Origin of the sequence: Amycolatopsis ponsaeliensis (assembly GCF_030182635.1) — a bacterium.
Classification (GTDB): Bacteria; Actinomycetota; Actinomycetes; order Mycobacteriales; family Pseudonocardiaceae; genus Amycolatopsis; species Amycolatopsis ponsaeliensis.
Genome location: NZ_JAPZLD010000020.1, coordinates 115,778 through 133,622, shown reverse-complemented (window position 1 = coordinate 133,622; position 17,845 = coordinate 115,778). Strand labels below are relative to the sequence as shown.

The 17,845-nt window shown below is 72.5% G+C and carries 20 protein-coding genes; 12 read left to right on the top strand and 8 right to left on the bottom strand.

Annotated elements, in window-relative coordinates:
* The first annotated feature begins 4 nt into the window (after nt 1-4).
* Nucleotides 5-652: a maleylpyruvate isomerase N-terminal domain-containing protein gene (locus tag QQ657_RS28290; protein WP_284745296.1), complete on the top strand. Its 648-nt coding sequence runs from the start codon at nt 5-7 to the stop codon at nt 650-652.
* A gap of 30 nt (nt 653-682) precedes the next feature.
* On the opposite strand, the gene QQ657_RS28285 is transcribed toward QQ657_RS28290, so the two are convergent.
* The 3 genes from QQ657_RS28285 to QQ657_RS28275 all read right to left on the bottom strand — a co-directional run bounded on the left by QQ657_RS28285 (nt 683) and on the right by QQ657_RS28275 (nt 2,529).
* Nucleotides 683-901 carry a S1 RNA-binding domain-containing protein gene (locus QQ657_RS28285; RefSeq protein ID WP_284745295.1) on the bottom strand — a complete coding sequence of 73 codons (219 nt, stop codon included), beginning with the start codon at nt 899-901 and terminating at the stop codon, nt 683-685.
* A 203-nt stretch (nt 902-1,104) separates the two neighbouring features.
* The gene (locus tag QQ657_RS28280) at nt 1,105-2,088 is read right to left on the bottom strand and encodes an MsnO8 family LLM class oxidoreductase (protein ID WP_284745294.1); all 984 of its coding nucleotides are present in this window, start codon (nt 2,086-2,088) and stop codon (nt 1,105-1,107) included.
* A 48-nt stretch (nt 2,089-2,136) separates the two neighbouring features.
* On the bottom strand, nt 2,137-2,529 hold the full coding sequence (locus QQ657_RS28275; RefSeq protein ID WP_284745293.1) for a DUF6221 family protein: 393 nt from the start codon (nt 2,527-2,529) through the stop codon (nt 2,137-2,139).
* Between the two features lie 338 nt (nt 2,530-2,867).
* Here QQ657_RS28275 and QQ657_RS28270 point away from each other — a divergent pair, with 338 nt between their 5' ends.
* Entirely contained in the window at nt 2,868-3,491 is a 624-nt protein-coding gene (locus QQ657_RS28270) for a hypothetical protein (protein WP_284745292.1), read from the top strand.
* 2 nt (nt 3,492-3,493) lie between these two features.
* On the opposite strand, the gene QQ657_RS28265 is transcribed toward QQ657_RS28270, so the two are convergent.
* A complete protein-coding gene (locus tag QQ657_RS28265) occupies nt 3,494-4,513 on the bottom strand; it encodes a DNA polymerase domain-containing protein (protein ID WP_284745291.1) in 1,020 nt (339 codons plus the stop codon).
* Nucleotides 4,514-4,696: 183 nt separating this feature from the next.
* On the opposite strand from QQ657_RS28265, the gene QQ657_RS28260 reads away from it, so the two are divergent.
* From QQ657_RS28260 to QQ657_RS28225, 8 genes are all read left to right on the top strand, one after another.
* On the top strand, nt 4,697-5,371 hold the full coding sequence (locus QQ657_RS28260) for a TVP38/TMEM64 family protein (RefSeq protein WP_284745290.1): 675 nt from the start codon (nt 4,697-4,699) through the stop codon (nt 5,369-5,371).
* 118 nt (nt 5,372-5,489) lie between these two features.
* Nucleotides 5,490-7,136, top strand: coding sequence for a serine/threonine-protein kinase (locus QQ657_RS28255; protein ID WP_284745367.1), 1,647 nt, complete (start codon nt 5,490-5,492; stop codon nt 7,134-7,136).
* Between the two features lie 53 nt (nt 7,137-7,189).
* Nucleotides 7,190-7,495, top strand: a complete 306-nt coding sequence (locus QQ657_RS28250; RefSeq protein WP_284745289.1) for an aminotransferase class IV — start codon at nt 7,190-7,192, stop codon at nt 7,493-7,495.
* A gap of 19 nt (nt 7,496-7,514) precedes the next feature.
* Complete coding sequence (msrB, locus tag QQ657_RS28245) at nt 7,515-7,937, top strand: peptide-methionine (R)-S-oxide reductase MsrB (RefSeq protein ID WP_284745288.1); 423 nt, start codon at nt 7,515-7,517, stop codon at nt 7,935-7,937.
* 74 nt (nt 7,938-8,011) lie between these two features.
* Nucleotides 8,012-8,917: a TIGR04222 domain-containing membrane protein gene (locus QQ657_RS28240; protein WP_284745287.1), complete on the top strand. Its 906-nt coding sequence runs from the start codon at nt 8,012-8,014 to the stop codon at nt 8,915-8,917.
* Nucleotides 8,918-8,983: 66 nt separating this feature from the next.
* Nucleotides 8,984-9,904, top strand: coding sequence for a TIGR04222 domain-containing membrane protein (locus tag QQ657_RS28235; RefSeq protein ID WP_284745286.1), 921 nt, complete (start codon nt 8,984-8,986; stop codon nt 9,902-9,904).
* The gene (locus tag QQ657_RS28230; RefSeq protein WP_284745285.1) at nt 9,897-10,697 is read left to right on the top strand and encodes an MbnB/TglH/ChrH family RiPP precursor modification enzyme; all 801 of its coding nucleotides are present in this window, start codon (nt 9,897-9,899) and stop codon (nt 10,695-10,697) included. The genes QQ657_RS28235 and QQ657_RS28230 overlap by 8 nt, the downstream gene beginning before the upstream one ends.
* Complete coding sequence (locus tag QQ657_RS28225) at nt 10,694-11,032, top strand: SCO6045 C-terminal-like domain-containing protein (RefSeq protein ID WP_284745284.1); 339 nt, start codon at nt 10,694-10,696, stop codon at nt 11,030-11,032. Before QQ657_RS28230 ends, QQ657_RS28225 begins: the two co-directional genes overlap by 4 nt.
* On the opposite strand, the gene QQ657_RS28220 is transcribed toward QQ657_RS28225, so the two are convergent.
* The 4 genes from QQ657_RS28220 to hemE are packed head-to-tail and all read right to left on the bottom strand — an operon-like array spanning nt 11,029 to nt 15,582.
* Entirely contained in the window at nt 11,029-12,366 is a 1,338-nt protein-coding gene (locus tag QQ657_RS28220) for a CoA transferase (RefSeq protein WP_284745283.1), read from the bottom strand. The genes QQ657_RS28225 and QQ657_RS28220 overlap by 4 nt on opposite strands.
* Entirely contained in the window at nt 12,366-13,058 is a 693-nt protein-coding gene (gene hemQ, locus QQ657_RS28215; RefSeq protein WP_284745282.1) for a hydrogen peroxide-dependent heme synthase, read from the bottom strand. The genes QQ657_RS28220 and hemQ overlap by 1 nt, the downstream gene beginning before the upstream one ends.
* Nucleotides 13,059-13,114: 56 nt before the next feature.
* Nucleotides 13,115-14,515: a protoporphyrinogen oxidase gene (gene hemG, locus QQ657_RS28210; protein WP_284745281.1), complete on the bottom strand. Its 1,401-nt coding sequence runs from the start codon at nt 14,513-14,515 to the stop codon at nt 13,115-13,117.
* Nucleotides 14,512-15,582, bottom strand: a complete 1,071-nt coding sequence (gene hemE, locus QQ657_RS28205) for a uroporphyrinogen decarboxylase (RefSeq protein WP_284745280.1) — start codon at nt 15,580-15,582, stop codon at nt 14,512-14,514. The genes hemG and hemE overlap by 4 nt, the downstream gene beginning before the upstream one ends.
* A gap of 88 nt (nt 15,583-15,670) precedes the next feature.
* Between hemE and QQ657_RS28200 the strand changes: the two genes are divergently transcribed.
* Together QQ657_RS28200 and QQ657_RS28195 are read left to right on the top strand one after the other, a co-directional pair.
* Entirely contained in the window at nt 15,671-16,234 is a 564-nt protein-coding gene (locus QQ657_RS28200; protein WP_196425265.1) for a DUF3000 domain-containing protein, read from the top strand.
* Nucleotides 16,235-17,073: 839 nt separating this feature from the next.
* The gene (locus tag QQ657_RS28195; protein WP_033261886.1) at nt 17,074-17,790 is read left to right on the top strand and encodes a response regulator; all 717 of its coding nucleotides are present in this window, start codon (nt 17,074-17,076) and stop codon (nt 17,788-17,790) included.
* The last annotated feature ends 55 nt before the right edge of the window (nt 17,791-17,845 follow it).

Genomic DNA, 17,845 nt, shown 5'->3' with positions numbered 1-17,845 from the left:
CACCGTGGATCTCTTCTCGCGCACGTGGGCGGCGTTGCGCGCCGCCGTCGCCGCCCTTCCCGACGAAGACTTCGCGAAGCCGTCCGGCTGCCGGGGGTGGCTGGTCCGGGACCTGGTGTGCCACCTGGTGATCGACGCGCAGGACGTCCTGATCACGCTGGTGACCCCGGCGTCTTCGGCGGTGACGCACGACGCGGTGACTTACTGGGCAGTGTCTTCCGAGCCGCCTTCGGGCGACGACCCCCTGGACGCCCTGATCGTCCGCCTGGCGGCGGCGTACGAAGACCCGGCGCTGCTGAAGTTCCACCTCGACGACGTGGGCGCGGCGGCGAGCCGCGCGGCCGACCTGGCGGACCCGGGCATGCGGGTGTCGACGCAGGAGATGGTCCTGACGGCGGGCGACTACCTGTCGGCGTACGTGCTGGAGTGGACGCTGCACCACCTGGACCTGGTGTCTTCGGTTCCGGGACCGCCGGCCGAAGGGCTGGCGCGGACGCGGGAGATGCTGGAGAAGATCGCCGGGACGGCGTTCCCGGCGTCGTTCGCGGACGAGGACGTGCTGCTGGTGACGACGGGCCGCCGCGCCCCCACGGACGCCGAGCGCGAGGCACTGGGCGGGCTGGCCGCGCGGCTGCCGTTCGTGCTCGGGTGAGGCAGGGCGCCCTGCCTCACCCGGCTCACGTCACACCTGCACCAGGCTGAACCGGCGGCGTTCCACGTCGATGGACTCGATGCGGACCGTCACCCGGCTGCCCGGCCCGGGCGCGGCTCCGGTCACCCACAGGCCGTGGACACCGGGCGCGACCTCGACGAACGCGCCGAACGGGACCACCCGGGCCACGACGCCGTCGAGCACCCCGCCCTCGGCGTGGGCCGCGACGAACTCCTGCCACTGGGACATGCGATTCACCTCCTTCCCGCGCACGTTCCGATGACGGAAAACGTGCGGGAGGCGGCGGGCCACGGGCCCGCCCGGAGGTCACGGCTCAGCCGGGTACCCCGTCTGCTCACGGCTCGAGGCCGACCCGGCAGTCACGGGAAAACCATAGCGGAAAAGGCCATCGGTAATATTCCGACGTGGTACCAGTGCAATTCGAGATCCACTCACGAAATGGGGGCGCGAAGCTCCGTGAGTTCGGCCAGCGCGGCGAAAGAATCGAGCCGCGCGGATTGGTCGTAGGCGGCCGTCGTGGCGAGGACTTCGTCGGCACCCGCGGCCTCGACGAGCGCCCTCAGCCGGTCTTCCACTTCGGCCGGCGTGCCCGAAATCTGGCCGTCCAGAGTGTCCTCGAGACGCCTGCGCTCGCGGTCGGTCATCGGCAGGGCCAGGACCTCCGCGGGCAGCGACAACGGCGGGAAGACGCCATGGGAGCGCGAATACACCGTCGCCCAGGCCTCCGAGACGAGCAGGCGGCGCGCGTCGGCCGCCGAGTCCGCGACGGCGATCGCGGACGACACGACGACGTACGGCTCCCGGGCCCACCCGGACGGCCGGAACCCGTCGCGATAGCGCGTCACGGCTTCGGCCAGGGCGCGTTCGCCGCGAACGGGCGCGATCACCAGCGGCAGCCCGAGCTCGGCGGCGAGGTCGGCGCCGGACCCGGTGGCCAGCAGGAACGGCGGCACGCGCAGCCCCTCGGCGGGGTAGGCGTGGACGCCCGGATGGCCGTGTTCGCCGGTGAAGAACCCGAGCAGCTCCCGGACCTGCGCGCCGAAGTCGTCGGCGGCTTCCTTGCCGTGACCCAGCGCCTCGCGCACGCCGGCGGTGAAGCCGACCGACCGGCCGAGCCCCATGTCGATCCGGCCCGGGTACAGCGCTTCGAGGACACCGAACTGCTCGGCGACGACCAGCGGCCGGTGGTTCGGCAGCATGACGCCCCCGGTGCCGACCCGGATCCGGCTCGTCGCGGCCGCGACGGCGGCGGCCAGCACGGTCGGCGCGGACCCGGCGACCCCGGGCACGCTGTGGTGCTCGGAGACCCAGAACCGGTGGTAGCCCAGCCGTTCAACGTCGGCGGCGAACGCGACGGTGTCCCTCAGCGCCCGCGCGGTCCCGCCGTCACGCCGCACCGGCGAGCGGTCGAGCACGGAGATCCTCACCCCGGGTGCAACGCCCGGCGCGGGCCGGGATTCCCGTCAGGGGCGCCAGCGCTCGCTGTAGTCCGGGTGATCGGCGTAGGGCAGGGCCAGCAGGCGCAGCGTGAGACACCAGTTGGAGCCGGCCTCGTCGGCGGGCACGTGGCAGGTCTCACACCAGTATTCGCTGCCGTAGAGCGGAAAGCCGGGCACCTTCTCCGACACCGTGGTGCGGTGCGCGAGCAGGATCCGCCGGGTCGCCTCGATCTCGTTGATCATCTGGTTGACCGCGTCCAGATCCAGGTCGGTCAGCCCGCGGATCTTCTGCTCCACGGCGACCTTCGTCTCACCGCGGTTCATGGCGTCACCGGCCTTGGCCTTGTTGACGGCCTGCATGATCATCGCCTGCCGCGCACCCACGCGCGCGGCGAGGAAAGCGATCAGGTCGTCCACTGAGGGCCTCCCTCGAACTCGCCCCAGGACATGTCTCCGGGGAGTCGTCGATCCGGGACCGCACGTTACGCCGTTGGAGCCGGTGGTCGAGACCACCGAGGCGGCCGTACGCCATTTGTGACCCGAAAGGCGACAGCGGGGAGTGAGGTGATCACTCCGCGTTTTCCGGGGTCGGGTTTCGATTCAGCCTTTGACGAGTTTTCGACCACGGAAGTGGCAGGCGGCACGGTTGTGGCTTTGATTACATTCGGTATCGATCGAGGGGATTCCGGTGCCGCTGAGTAACACCGGGCCCGGCCGCGGCGTCTGTCCCGGGCACAAGAGTCACGGAGGCAGCCATGTCCGTTCCCGTCCCGCCCGGCCCGCAGGTGCCGTATCTTCCACCGGTCCCCGCCCGGCCGACGCGCCGGAAGTGGCCGTGGGTGGTCGGCGCGGCGCTCGTGATCCCCGCTCTCGTGGTGGGCGTCGTCCTCGCGATCGCCGTCGGCAAGGCGTCTTCGAGCCCGTGCCTGGACAAGACCCAGGAAGCCCCCTGCTTCGGCCCCGGCGGGACCTGGGTCTCCGCCGACGGCGGGGTCCGGCCTCGCGACGCCGCCGTACCCGCCACCACCAGCCCCTCGATTCCGGCCCTCGTCGCGCCGACCACCAGCGAGCCCGTCCTGCCCGAACCCACGGCGAAGGACTACTCCGTCGACCTGGCGGTCGTCTCCAAGCAGTGCTTCGGCTCGGCCGGCTGCAACGTCGTCGTCGAACCGAAGCTGGCCTTCCTCGGTGCGAGCACCCTGCTCTGGGAGTGCGACATCACCTACAGCATCTCGGGAGACAGCTCAGGGGAGCTGATCGAGACCGCCTACTCGCAAGGCGGCTCCTCCTACCGCGTCGACCGCACCGTCATGAGCACCAAGAACACCAAGGTCGCACCCAAGGCGAGCGTGACGGCGGTCAGCTGCCGCAAGCCGTGACGTCACTCCTCCGGCCGCGCCTTGCTGGGCTGGACCCGCTTCGGCTCCCCCGGCATCTTCGGATAGTCCGGCGGATACGGCATGTCCCCCAGCCCGTGGTCGCGCAGGTCGCGCTCGTACCACTCCAGTGCCTTCTCCAGGCCGAACGCCTCCGCGTCCATCGCCTCGTGCAGGTCGCCGTGGGACGCCAAGAATGCCGGGATCGTCAGCACGTCGAAGTCGTCCGCGTCTACCTCCGGGAGCAGGTCCCACGTCACCGGCGTCGACACCGTGGCGCGCGGGGTGCCGCGGACCGACCAGCTCGACGCCACCGTGCGGTCGCGCGCCGCCTGGTTGTAGTCCAGGAACACGCGGCCGCCGCGCTCCTCCTTCCACCACGCGATCGTCGCCTTCTCCGGGATGCGCCGCTCGACCTCGCGGCCCAGCGCGATCACCGCGTGGCGGACCTCGACGAAGTCCCACTCCGGCCGGATCCGGACCAGCACGTGCACCCCGCGGCCGCCGGAGGTCTTCGGGTAGCCCGTCAGCCCCGCGTCCGCCAGCACCTCGCGGACCACCTGCGCGACCTCGACCGCGTCGGCGAACCCCGCCCGGTCCGGCGGGTCGACGTCGATGCGCAGCTCGTCCGGGTGGTCCACGTCGGCGCGGCGGACCGGCCACGGGTGGAAGTCGAACGTGCCCAGGTTGGCCGCCCACGCGAAGACGGCCGGCTCCGTCGGGCACACCTCGGCGGCCTTGCGGCCCGACGGGAAGGTGATCTCGGCGGTCTCGAGCCAGTCCGGCGCCCCCTTGGGCACGCGCTTGGCGTAGAACCACTCGCCCTCGACGCCGTCGACGTAGCGCTTCAGCGTGGTCGGGCGCTCGCCGATCGCGCGCAGCAGCGGCCCGCCGACGGCGATGTAGTGCTCGACGACCTGCCGCTTGGTGATGCCGCGCTGGGGGAAGTACACCTTGTCCGGGCTCGAGACGCGGACGGTGCGCCCGCCCACCTCGTACTCGACCGGGTCACCGTGCTTGGGCATGCGGCCACGCTAGCGGTGATCGCCCTGCCCGGCGCTCGCGAAATGCCCGGCGGCTCCTGGCCCCAAAGGTCTTGAATGAGTCATTCAAGACCTCCGGTGACCTGAATGACTCATTCAAGACGTCCGGCGAGGGGCACCGGACGTGGCGAAGGCCCGTGGAGGACCGCCGGTAGGATCGAACAGGTGTCCGGCCGCACCAAGCTGATCGTCGCGCTCGCCGTGGTCGCCCTCTTCGTGGCCGCCGCGGTGCTGCTGCCGCTCCCCGGGCCCGCCGAGCTCCGGGCCTGGGCCGCCGCCACCGGGCCCGCCACCCCGCTCGTGCTGTTCGTCGCGTACTCGCTGCTCACCGTCGCGCCGATCCCGCGCACCGTCTTCAACCTGGCCGCCGGCCTGCTGGTCGGCACCACGGCCGGGATCGCCATCGGCCTGGCCGCCACCACCATCGCGGCCGGCCTGTCCTTCGGCCTGGCCCGGCTGCTCGGCCGCGACCTGGTCACCCGGCACCTGCACCGGTCCGCCGTCCGGACGGTCAACGACCGGCTCTCCGACGGCGGCGTCCTCGCGATCACCTCGCTGCGGCTCATCCCGGTGGTGCCGTTCGCGCCGTTCAGCTACCTCTGCGGCGTGTCGTCCGTGCGGCCGGTCCCGTACCTGGCCGGTACGCTGCTCGGGAGCGTGCCCGGCACCGTCGCCGTGGTCGTCCTCGGCGACGCCCTGACCGGCGACACGCCGCCCGTGCTGCTCGCCTGCTACGGCGCGTTCGCGCTGGCCGGGGCGATCGGGCTGGTCAGGGTGTTCCGGAAACGGGCCCCGGCGGCGCCGGTACCCGAACCGGAGCCCGCCGGACCGGCTGGCTGACGCGAACAGCACAAGGCCGACCGCTACACTCGATCGGGTGCGCGAACCGGAAACGCGCTGAGCAGGGCCACCATCACCGGGAATTTCGTCAGGAGCAGTCGCCATCGACACCGGTCAGCTGATCGCCGGGCACTATCGCCTCGTCGAGCACATTGGTAGCGGTGCCATGGGAGTCGTGTGGCGCGCGACCGATGTGCGCCTCGAGCGCGACGTCGCGATCAAGCAGATCCTCCCCCAGCCGGGCGTCTCCGAGACCGAGCGCGACAACATGCGCCAGCGCGCCATGCGCGAGGCGAAGAACGCGGCCCGGTTCCAGCACCCGAACGCGATCGTGGTGTTCGACATCGCCGAGCACAACGGCGACCCGTGCCTGGTGATGGAGTACCTGAACGGGCCCAGCCTCTCCACGATCCTCTCCGAAGAGGGCACGCTCCCGCTCGGCCGGATCGCCCGCATCGGCGAGCAGGTGGCCTCCGCGCTGGTGGCCGCGCACCGCGCCGGGATCGTCCACCGCGACGTCAAGCCGGGCAACATCCTCATCGACGAGACCGGCACCGCGAAGATCACCGACTTCGGCATCTCGCGCGCGGCCGGCGACATGACGCTCACGGCCACCGGCCTGATCGGCGGCACCCCCGCCTACCTGGCGCCCGAGCTGGCCCGCGGCGCCGACCCGGTGCCCAGCTCCGACGTCTTCGCCCTCGGCGCGACCCTCTACCAGGCGATCGAGGGCACCACGCCGTACGGCAACACCACCAACCAGCTCGCGCTGCTCTACGCGGCGGCGAACGGCCAGATCAACCCGCCGGTGCAGGCGGGCGCGGCCACCGCGCTGCTGATGAGCCTGCTGCGCAGCGAGCCGGGCGAGCGGCCCAGCATGGCCGAGGCCCGCGAGCGGCTGGCCGCGCTGGCCCGCACCGAACCCGGCGGCATGTCGGCGTCCCCGCCGCTGCTCTCGGGCAACTCGGGCCGCAAGCCCGCCGCGCCCGCCGAGAGCGGCGACCGCCCGCCGTGGCAGCGCACTGACCAGCCGGCACCGTCGTCGCCGCCGGTCGGCACGCCGGTGCCCGCGAACAAGGCGCCGTCGAACCCGCCGCGCCCGACGGCGGCGTTCATGCCGATGCGGTCCCCGGCCGCACCGCCGAACACCCCGCCCAGACCGATGCCCGCGGCCACGCCGTCGGCCAGGGCCCCGCAGTACTCGTCGAACGCCTCGAAGCCGGACAACAAGCGCAAGTACGCGCTGGTCGCCGGGGGCGGCGCCGCGGTCGTCGTGGTCGCGGTCATCGTGTTCCTGGTGCTCAACTCCGGGGGCGGCGGCGGTACGGGCGGCAACACCAACGCCCAGTCCCCGGACCAGCCCACCGCCGGGCAGTCGAGCCCGAAGACCAGCCGCTCGGACGACGCCCCCGCCTCCGCCCAGCTGGGCCAGACGCCGTCCGAAGGCAAGATCACGGACTACGGCCAGGCGGGCCGGCTTCTCGTCGACAGCTACTACCCGAACCCGGGCGCCGGTTGGGGGTATTTGACGCCGGCCGCGCAGGCGGTCTACGGCTCGCAGGACGCGTACGTGGCCTACTGGGCAGGCCAGAAGGTCAACGGGTACAAGAAGGCCGTGGCCGAGGGCAGCGCGCCCGACGGCTCGCTGAAATTGACGATGGAGCTCAACGGCACCCGGCGCGCTTACCACATCGTGCTGATGAACGGGCAGCTGCTGATCGACAGCAACACCAAGCTCGACGCTAACCCCAACACCGGTCTCTGAGACTTAACGCGCCGCTGGTGGGCTGACGGGCGCGGATGGCCTACCGTGGAAGCATGGCCGACAACGGAGCTTCGCTGCCGGGCCAGAATCCTCGCTTCCACGAGGACCTGGTCGGCCTGGACCCGTACGACCCGGAGGCGCTCGCGTTCGCCGAGCACCTCGACCGGATCGAGCGATCCGGTCCCAACTACACGATCGAAGCGGCGTTGGACGGCGTGTCCGACTTCGCCGATTCCAGCAACCGCCTCGGCGGGCTCCGGTACTGGGTGTCGGCCCTGATCGTGGTCCTCATCGTGCTCGGCGTGATAGTCGCCGCATGGGACATCGTGGTGCACGCCCTGGCGTGGCTCGCGGCGTAACGTGGAGCGGGTGAAAGGTATGAAACCCGTTGTCGGCGCCACCCCGCGCGTCGTGAAGTCCGAGCAGGAATGGCGGGCGGAGCTGGGCCCCGAGGAGTACGCGGTGCTCCGCGAGGCCGGCACCGAACGGCCGTTCACCGGTGAGTACACCGACACCAAGACCACCGGCGTCTACGAGTGCCGCGCGTGCGGTGCCGAGCTCTTCCGCAGCGACACGAAGTTCGAGAGCCACTGCGGCTGGCCGTCGTTCTACGACCCCGCCGACTCCGACGCCGTCCTGCTGCGCGAAGACCGGGCCATGGGCATGAAGCGCATCGAGGTGCTCTGCGGCTCCTGCCACAGCCACCTCGGGCACGTCTTCGAGGGCGAGGGCTACGCGACCCCGACCGACCAGCGCTACTGCATCAACTCCATTTCGCTCAAACTGGTACCCCAGTCCTAAATCCTCCTTAAGCCGGCAACCCACCGCCCTTCCTCGAACGTAGTCTCCGCACACGGACGAGGGAGGGCGGCGTCATGACCGACACCTGGGGCATTTCCGGCCCGCTGTTCGCGGGCCTCTACCTGGGCCTGCTGCTTCTGCCCGCGGTCTACGCCGCGGTGCGGACCCGGCTGCTGCTGCACGGCCGCGCGGGCGGCGCGCCCGAGCTGGCCGAAGAACTGGCACTGCTGACCGGCGGGCGCACGCGCGCCGGCGAGTTCGTCGTCGCACGGCTGCTGGAACGCCAGACCATCCGGATGGACGGCACCGGCCGCGTCCACCGCGTCCGGGGCAGCGCGCCGGACGACCTGGGCCGCTCCGCGCTGGCGCGGATCAGCAAGACCGGCACCGTCGTCGAGTCCGTGCGCCGCGAGGTGCGCCACCACCCGGCGCTGGTCGGCCTGGAGAACGGGCTGATCGCGCGCGGCCTGCTCGTCGACGCCCGGAAAGTGCGGCTGACCTGGGTGTTCACCGCCGTCGCGTACTGGGCGCTGGTCGTGTTCGGCGTGGTCCGGCTGATCGCCGGCAGCTCGACCGGGCACCCCGTCGGCTTCCTGCTGGGTCTGCTGCTGCTGGGCCTGGTGGCGGCCATCTTCGTCACGACCCGCGCCGCGAACGCGCCCGAGGTCAAGGCCACCACCGCCGGACGCGCGGCCGCCCGTGAAGCCGAGCGCGCCGGCGTGCTGACCTCCGGCTCGGCGGGCGCGGTCGCGGCCGGCGGGTTCGACAGCCACCCCGACAAGGACGTCCGGCTGGCCGTCAGCCGGTCCACGGTGGTCGCGGCCACCCGCTCCTCCCACCGCCGCGGCCGGTGGGCGGCGGCCGGTGGCGGCGGGTTCGTCGGCTACTCCGGCGGCAGCTCGTGCAGCGGCGGCAGCTCCTGCGGCGGCGGTGGTGGGGGCGGCTGCGGAGGGGGTGGCGGCGGGGGCTGCGGCGGTTGAAACGCCGACGCGACCGCCTGCGTCTCACAGCTACGGTAACCGCAACTCACTGAGGGGAGACGGGCGATGGACGACCCGTGGGGCATCTCCGGACCGGATTTCGTGGTCCTCTACATCGCACTGCTCGGCGCGGTGCTGCTGATCCGGGTCATCGTGGCCGGCGTCGTCGCGAGCCGCGCGATGCGGGCGGACAACGAGCGGCCCGGCCCGCCGCCGACCGTCTACCAGCTCGCGTTCCTCGCGGGCGGTCCCGACCGGGCCACCGACGCGGCGATCGCGGCGCTGGTGGAACGCGGCCAGTTGCGCGTCAACAGCTACAAGCAGATCAGCCAGGCCGGGACGCGGCCGGTCGAGCCGCTGGAGCAGGCGGTCTTCGACGCGGCGCAGCTGAAGACGACCGCGACGCTGCGGGGATACGGACGCCGATCGGCGGCGATGCGCGCGCTGGAGGACGGCCTCGAGCAGCGGGGCCTGCTGGCCTCGGCGACCGCGAAGCGCCAGGCCCGCACGTTCGGGCTCGTCCTGCAGCTGGCCGTGCTGGTGCTCGGCGTCGTGCGGCTGGTCAACGGCATCTCGCTGGGCCGCCCGGTCGGCGTGCTGGTGTTCCTGGTGCTCATCGCGGCGGTGCTGACGCTCGTGGCGGCGGTCCGGCGGTCGAAGACCGGGGCCCGGCAGCCGTCGGCCGCGGGACACCGCCTGCTCGGCCAGGCGCGGTCCGCGGCGAGCGGCCCGGTCCCGGCCGGGATGCTGGCGGGCGGCATGCTGCTCGGCGGCGCCGCGGCCGCGGTCGCCCTCGGCGGCTGGGCGATGTACCCGGACGAGGAGCTGAGCGCGGCGCTGATGCCGCCCGCGGGCTCCTTCGGCGGCGGCGGTTCGTCGGGCGGGTCCTCGTGCTCGAGTTCGTCGTGCAGCAGTGGTTCGTCGTGCAGCAGCGGATCGTCCTGTGGCGGCGGTTCTTCGTGCGGCGGAGGGGGTTGCGGTGGGTGAGCTCGGCATCGGCATCGGCTGGCGGCACGAGCTCGACCTGTCCATCGCGCGCCTGCCCGGCGTCGACTGGGTGGAGGTGGTCGCCGAGAACCTGCACGCCGACCACCTCCCGGAAACGCTCGTGGCGCTGCGCAGGCGGGGCCTGCCGGTGCTGCCGCACGCCGTGTCCTTGTCGCTGGGCGGGGCCGAGCCCCTCGACACCGGGCGCGTCCAGCACCTCGCGGAGATCGCGCGGGCGCTGGACGCGCCGCTGGTCAGCGACCACGTGTGCTTCGTGCGCGCGGGCGGGCTCGACTCGGGTCACCTGATGCCGCTCCCCCGCACCCGCGAGGCGCTGGACGTGCTGGTGGCCAACGTCCGGCTGGCGCAGTCCATTGTGGACGTCCCGTTCGCGCTGGAGAACATCGCGGCGGTGCTGGAGTGGCCGTCCGCCGAGCTCACCGAAGAACAGTTCCTCACCGAGCTGACCGAGCGCACGGACTGCCGGCTGATCATCGACGTCGCGAACCTGTACGCCAACGCCCGCAACATCGGCACCGACCCGGAGGCGTTCCTCGACGGCATCCCGTGGGAGCGGCTGGCGTACGTGCACATGGCGGGCGGCATCGAGCGCGACGGCGTCTACCACGACACCCACGCGCACCCGGTGCGGCCGGAGGTCCTGTCGCTGCTGACCGAGCTGCGCCGCCGGACGGATCCCCCGGGCGTCCTGCTGGAGCGCGACGACGACTACCCGACCGACGACGAACTGGCGGCGGAACTGGCGGCGCTGCGGGCGGCGGTGACGGTGTGAGCCGCGCGGACTTGGCCCGGCAGCAGGCGGAGCTGTTGCAGGCGCTGCTGGCCGACGGGCCGGCGCCTTCGGGGTTCGACACTTCGCGGTTGCGGGTGGAGGCTCAGGTCCTGCGCCGGAAGCACGGACGAGTGCTGGCGTACCAGCGGCCTGAACTGGCGGAGGAGCTCGGGGAGCGGTTCGGGCCGCTGTTCGCGGAGTTCAACGCTTCGCGGCCCAAGCGGGACACGGAGCGGTCCGGGGCGTACGCGGATGCGTTCGTGGAGTGGCTGATCGCGGGTGGGCACCTGCCGAAGCCGAAGCGCGGGCTGCGGGCCCGGCTCCGGCGCCGCTAAGGGGTCCAGGTCGGTTTGTCGACTCCCGGGAGCCGTGTCCCGAAGTCCCAGTGCGGCTCCGCTCCCGGCAACCCGCCCGCCATCCGGACCCGGGTCAGCCGGCCGTAGCCGCTGTCCGTCTCCTCCAGCAGGTCGCTGAAATCGACCGATGCCGCAGCAGGGTCCTTGCGCCCCAGCGAATCCAGCCACCGGCCCGTGCCCGCCAGTGAAAGCCGGACCCGCCACGTTCCGCCGTCCGTCACCTGCCTCCGCAACGCCGTCATCACCGCCGCCGCCGCGAGCCAGCCCGTTCCGTGGTCCAGTGCCTGGAGCGGCAACGGCGAAGGCGTTTCCCCCCAAGCGATGCCGTTCGACAGCTGCACCAGGCTGTCGAACCCGCGCCGCCGGGCCCACGGACCCTCCCAGCCGTACGCGCTCAAGTCGGCGATCACCAGGCCCGGCCGCAGCTCGGCCAGCTCCGAAGGCCCGAATCCGATGCGGGAAAGCGCCCCCGGGCGGAACGACTGCACCAGCACGTCGGCGCGGCTGATCAGCTTCTTCAACCGCGCGCGGCCGCCCTCGGTGTCCAGTGCGACGAACGTCGAACGCTTGCCCTGTCCGGTATCCCGCACCAGCGCCTCGACGCGCGGCAGGTGCGCCGCGCCGACGTGCAGGACGTCGGCGCCGTGCGCGGCCAGCACCCGTCCGGCCACCGGGCCGGCCAGGACGTGGGTCAGCTCCAGGATCCGGATGCCGCCCAGCGGACGGTCCGAATAGAACAACGTCCGCTTCGGCGCTTCGCCGATCGGCGCCAAGTCCACCAGGGGCAGCGAAGCCACCGCCGTACCCTGCGGGTGCGCGGCCCAGTCCTCGGGCGAACGCAGCTGCGCCGCCGCTCCCCCGGCCGACACCACCGCGTGCTCGACCTCGCGCGCGCCGCGGCCGGCGACCGCCTTTTCGACGGCCTCGCGAGTCCCGGGCACACCGAGTCCCCAGCACACCGCCGCTTCGTGGCGCGGGTAGTTGCAGTGCAGGCGCACCCAGCCGTCGGCCGTGCGGTAGTTGCCCGACAGCGGCGCCCACACCGACTCCGGCGAAGCGCCCTCGACGCGCGAGAGGCCTTCGCTCGCGAACGCCGCCGCCGCGTGGCGCGTGTCCGCCGTGACGACGCCGGGCTCGATTTCGCGCAGCTTCAGCATTTCGCCGGCCGCAAGGGTCGCGGCCGCGACGGACGCCTGCGCGGCCGCCGCCACCCGGTAGGGGCCGGGCAGCACGTCTTCGGCGCCGGTCAGCTCGACCGGTCCCGGCTTCTCCCCGGTGAGAGTGCGCCAGACGCCGTCCAGGATCTCCGTCACTAGGGCAGGGCCGCGACGAGCTCGGCCGGCGGCACGCGCGTGCCGGTGTAGAACGGGATCTCCTCGCGCACGTGCAGCCGCGCTTCGGTGCCGCGCAGGTGGCGCATCAGGTCGACGATCCGGTGCAGCTCGTCGGCCTCGAAGGCCAGGATCCACTCGTAGTCGCCCAGCGCGAACGACGCGACGGTGTTGGCGCGCACGTCCGGGTAGTCGCGGGCTTCCTTGCCGTGGTCGGCGAGCATCTTGCGGCGGTCGGCGTCCGGCAGCAGGTACCACTCGTAGGAGCGGACGAACGGGTAGACGCAGATGAACTTGCGAGCCTCTTCGCCGGCCAGGAAGGCCGGGATGTGGCTCTTGTTGAACTCCGCGGGCCGGTGCAGCGCGGTCTGGCTCCAGACCGGCGTCGACGCGCGGCCGAGCGGGGTCCGGCGGAAGCCGGAGTACGCCGCCTGGATCTGCTCGATCTCCTCGGCGTGCCACCAGACCATGTAGTCGGCGTCGGCGCGCAGGCCCGAAAGGTCGTAGACACCCCGGACGACGACACCCTTGGCCTCCAGGCCGTCGAGGTACTCGGTCGTCTCGCGACCGGCCGCCCCGCGGTCTTCGCCCAGCCGCCCGGGCTCGATCCGGAAGACCGACCAGGTGGTGTAGCGGATGGTGTCGTTGAGCTCGTTGTAGTTGACCCGCGCCATGGTTCCATCCTGTCACCGCGCCGGCGCCGCCGCTGCCACGGGTCAGGTGAGAGCACTCACGAAGAGAGGTGCGCCGCGATCCGGTGCGCCGCCGCCTCGGCCGTCGCCACGCACGCCGGCAACCCGACGCCGTGCAGGGTCGCCCCCGCCACCGCGAGCCCCGGCACTCCGGCGATCGCCTTCTCGATCCGCTCGACCCGCTCGAGGTGCCCGGTGCCGTACTGCGGCAGCCCACCGCCCCAGCGCGTCACCAGCGTCTCGACCGGCGCCGCTTTCACGCCCGTCAGCCGTTTTAGGTCGTCGCGGACCACGCGGACCAGCTCGACGTCGTCCGCCTGCAACGCGCCCAGCTCGCCGAAGCGCCCGACCGAGCCGCGGACCAGCACCGGGCCGGTGCCGAAGTGCGCCCACTTGCGCGAAGAGAACGTGAACGCCTTCGCCGCGTACGGCTTGCCCGAGGAGTCGACCTCGCCGGCGCCGATCAGGATCCCCGACGCGTCGGGCAGCCGCGTGCCGGGCGGCAGCGCCAGCGCCACCACGGCCATCGACGCCAGCTCGACCTCGCCGAACGCCGCCGAAGCCGCGGGGACCAGGTCGGCCAGCAGCCGCCGGGCCGAGGGCGCGGGTACCGCGAGGACGACCGCGTCCGCCTCGACCGTGTTGTCCGCGGGCGCGTGCGCGGTGGGGTTCGCGCCGATCCGCAGCCGCCAGCCGGCGCCGTGCCGTTCGATCTCGCAGACCGGCAGCCCGGTCCGCAGCTCGGCGCCGGACAGCTCGGTGAGCCGGTCGACCAGCGTGCCCAGGCCGCCGGGCACGGTGCCGAACACCGGCGCCGACGACGGGTTCGCCGGCAGCTGCGTCTTGGCCGCCGCGGTCAGGGAACCGGCGCCCGCGGCCACCGCCGCGGCCAGGCCGGGCATGGTCGCGCGCAGGCCCAGACCGTCGGCCCCGCCCGCGTAGACGCCGCCGAGCAGCGGGTCGACGAGCCGGTCGACCAGCTCGTCGCCGAACCGCTCGCGCAGCAGCGGCCCGAGCGCCACGTCACCGCCCGGCAGCCGCAGCTCGGGCAGCGACGACTCGGCCTCGACGGCCTTGAGCCCCGCCTCCGACAGCACTCCGGCCACCGACTCCGCCGAGGCCGGAACGCCCATGACGGTGCCCGGCGGCAGGCCGGTCACGGCGCCACCGGCGTGGATCTTCGCGCGCGCCTTCGTCGGGTTCACGACGTCGAGCCCGAGCTCGCGGGCCAGGCCGAGCAGCTCGGGACGGCGGACGAGGAAGGCTTCGGCGCCGACGTCGTACGGGACGCCGGCCAGCTCGGCCGTGCGCAGCTTCCCGCCCGGCGTCTTCGTCTTCTCGAACACGACGATCTCGGCGCTTTCGCCGAGCAGCCGCCGCAGCCGGTACGCCGCGGTCAGCCCGGAGACGCCGCCGCCGACGACCGCGACGCGCTTCACAGCCCGTGCACCAGCCCGACCACGCGGGTCAGCACGTCGGGGTCGACGCCCGGCAGCACGCCGTGGCCCAGGTTGAAGATGTGGCCGTCGGCCGCCTTGCCCTCCTCGACGATCCGGCGGACCTCGGCTTCGAGGACCGGCCAGGACGCGTGCAGCAGCGCGGGGTCGAGGTTGCCCTGGACGACGGCGTGGCCGCCGAGGCGCCGCACGGCTTCGTCGAGGGGGATGCGCCAGTCGACGCCGACGACGTCCGCGCCCGCGTCACGCATGGCGCCGAGGAGCTCGCCGGTGCCGACGCCGAAGTGGATCCGCGGCACGCCGTACGCGGCGACGCCGTCGAGGACCTTCACCGAGTGCGGCAGCACGAACTCGCGGTAGTCCCGCTCGGACAGCGCGCCCGCCCAGGAGTCGAACAGCTGGATCGCGTCGACCCCGGCGTCGAGCTGCGCGCGCAGGAACGTCAGCGCGGTGTCGGCCAGGCGGCCGGCCAGCTCGTGCCACAGCGCCGGCTCCGAGTGCATCAGCGCCTTGGTGTGCTCGTGGTTGCGGCTCGGCCCGCCCTCGATGAGGTAGCTGGCCAGCGTGAACGGCGCGCCGGCGAAGCCGATCAGCGGCGTCCCGCCGAGGCGCTCGACCAGCAGCTTGACGCCGTCGGCCACCTTCGCGACCTGGTCCGGCTCGAGCTCCGGCAGCGCCTTCACCGCCGCGAGGTCGCGCACCGGCGCTTCGACCACCGGGCCGGTGCCGGGGACGATGTCGATGTCGACCCCGGCGGCCTTGAGCGGCACGACGATGTCGCTGAAGAGGATGGCCGCGTCGACGTCGTGCCGGCGGACCGGCTGCAGCGTGATCTCGGCCAGCATCTCGGGGTCGAAACAGGCGTCGAGCATCGGCACGCCCTCGCGCAGCGCGCGGTACTCGGGCAGCGAGCGACCGGCCTGGCGCATGAACCAGACGGGGGTGCGCGCCGGGCGTTCGCCGCGCGCGGCGGCGAGGAACGGGGCTTCGGGCAGCTCGCGGCGGCCGGACGGGGCGGCTCGCTGCGGCAGGGGCGTGGTCGGAGACATCGCCGTCAATCGTGCCACGAGCCCGGCGGGTCCCTTCTCTCGGCGCGCCTGCGCCCGCAACGGGGCGTGCCCGCCCTAAAGTCGAAGCGTGACCGCCATGACGCCAGTGCCCGAACTCTTCCGCGAAGCAGTTGTGGCGCTGCAGTCCGTCCGGCCCCGCCGGGAGGTGCTGCTGGAGCCGATGCGGGCGCCGCAGCGGCTCGCGCCGTGGTCGTACGCGGTCAGCTGCGAGGTCGCCGGTCCCGCGGACGTGCTGGCCTCGGGCCGGCTGGTCCTGCTGCACGACCCCGAAGGCCAGGAAGGCTGGGACGGCGTGCTGCGGCTGGTCATGTACGTGCGCGCGGAGCTGGACCGGGAGCTGGCGACGGACCCGTTCCTGCCGGCGGTCGGCTGGTCGTGGCTGACGGACGCGCTCGAGGTGTCGGGCGCGAGCTGGACGGCGCTGGGCGGCACGGTGACGGAGACGTCGTCGGCCCGCTTCGGAGACATTTCCGGCCCGGCGCGGACGGACGACCTGGAGCTGCGGGCGTCGTGGACGCCGACGGACGCCGGGCTGCTGCCGCACGGGCAGGCGTTCTGCCAGGTGATGGCCAGCGTGGTGGGTTTGCCGCCGGTCGGCGTGACGCTCTTCGGGCAGCGCCAGAGCTCCTGACGGCCCCTCCGCTGTCTTGAATGAGTCATTCAGGACAGCCGACGACCTGAATGACTCATTCAAGACAGCCGCTCGGCGCGCGTGCGGCCCGGCTCCGCGGCCGTCCGGGCGAACATCGGCAACGGATCGGTAACGGCCCCCTCCCCCGCCGGATCCGGACCGCCCACCTTGTACGGATGTGAGCAAATTTCACATCCGCAGAACGCCGTCCAAACCAACGGGAACCCCCGGTCGGCCCCCTCAGTACGCCACCAGCGGGCGCAACGGCCCGGGCGACGGCTGACACCCGGCGGACCGCCGCCGCGTTCCCGAGGCCGTTTCACGTCTTCGCCGGCGCCCCCGTTCGTGGAGCCGGCGCGGTCACGCACCGCAACAAGATCAACTAGGGCCCACTAGGCCGAGGAGCGCCGGCGAAGGCCACGGACAGTCACCATTCCGGCGTCCCCGAGGGCCCGCTGAAGCCGATTCACGAAGTTGATCATGCCCCGGCCGGAGGCACATTCCGGCCCTCCCGGACCCCCATCCGGACCCCTCCCACTACGCGCACCGGCAGCTGCACACTCCATCTGCACGACCATTTGGGCGCCGGTAACTTCTTTGCATCGTGTTCGCTGGGCTATCCGTTAGCAACCGGCCGTGTACTAGCCCGATCGTGTTACTCCGAACCCACTGAGTGACTGTTCGTTTGAGATAGATACCCATTCGATCCCCCCGCAACGGCCTCAGGGCGGCTACAGTGCCTTCGACGACACCACTTTCGGTCTAAAGCTGGCGCGGCTGAACGGCCGAAGGTCCCGGTGCCGGTCGGGGGGCACGACCGACTCCAGGGAGGTAGTGACGTGGCTACCGTCGGCATTTCTCAGGCCGTCCGATCCACGCCAGCCGGTGCTTTGCCGGCGAGCATGGTTCCGCACCCGCGGGAAGAGCTTTTTTCGGTATTGGTGGTCGACGACCACCCGCTGTTGAGGGAGGCAATCGCAGCAAGACTCGCACAGATGGGTGCGGGGACCGTCCACGAAGCCGCCACGGTGGCCGAGGCGAGGGCGCGAGCACAGGCCACAGGGCCTTGTGACCTGGCGATCCTCGATCTCGGACTGCCGGACGGCAGCGGCATCGAACTGGTTACGGAACTCCGTAGCCACGGCTGGCCGCGCGTGGTCGTACTCGCATCCTCGGACGACCCGTACGCGGTCCGCTCGGCCTTCCAGGCCGGGGCCCAGGCGTACCTGCTGAAGTCCGCGTCACCGGTCGTCGTGACCGATGGCGTGCGGCGCGTGCTCGAGGGCGGCGTTTACGCCGACCCGAGCGTGGCTCCGGTGCTGGCCACCGGGACCCGCGTCGCGGGCACCGACAACACCCCGCGCGAGCTCTCCGCTCGTGAGGTGGAGGTGCTTCAGCTGGTCGCTGACGGACAGTCCAACAAGGAGATCGGCGAGGAACTTTCCCTCTCCGCCCTCACCGTCAAGTCCCACCTGTCCCGGATCGGGCGCAAGCTCGGCACGGGCGACCGGGCTCAGATGGTTGCGCTGGCCATGCGGGCCGGCGTCATCCGCTGACGGATAGACGAACCTCCCCACGGGGCGGGCGCACCAGGCGCGGTACGCCCGTCCC

Bases quoted from the DNA above. Each gene is read 5' to 3' on its own strand.
- QQ657_RS28285 (WP_284745295.1), bottom strand. From the start codon at position 901: ATGTCCCAGTGGCAGGAGTTCGTCGCGGCCCACGCCGAGGGCGGGGTG.
- QQ657_RS28270 (WP_284745292.1), top strand. From the start codon at position 2,868: ATGTCCGTTCCCGTCCCGCCCGGCCCGCAGGTGCCGTATCTTCCACCG.
- QQ657_RS28265 (WP_284745291.1), bottom strand. From the start codon at position 4,513: ATGCCCAAGCACGGTGACCCGGTCGAGTACGAGGTGGGCGGGCGCACC.
- QQ657_RS28250 (WP_284745289.1), top strand. From the start codon at position 7,190: ATGGCCGACAACGGAGCTTCGCTGCCGGGCCAGAATCCTCGCTTCCAC.
- msrB (WP_284745288.1), top strand. From the start codon at position 7,515: ATGAAACCCGTTGTCGGCGCCACCCCGCGCGTCGTGAAGTCCGAGCAG.
- QQ657_RS28240 (WP_284745287.1), top strand. From the start codon at position 8,012: ATGACCGACACCTGGGGCATTTCCGGCCCGCTGTTCGCGGGCCTCTAC.
- QQ657_RS28235 (WP_284745286.1), top strand. From the start codon at position 8,984: ATGGACGACCCGTGGGGCATCTCCGGACCGGATTTCGTGGTCCTCTAC.
- hemQ (WP_284745282.1), bottom strand. From the start codon at position 13,058: ATGGCGCGGGTCAACTACAACGAGCTCAACGACACCATCCGCTACACC.
- hemE (WP_284745280.1), bottom strand. From the start codon at position 15,582: ATGTCTCCGACCACGCCCCTGCCGCAGCGAGCCGCCCCGTCCGGCCGC.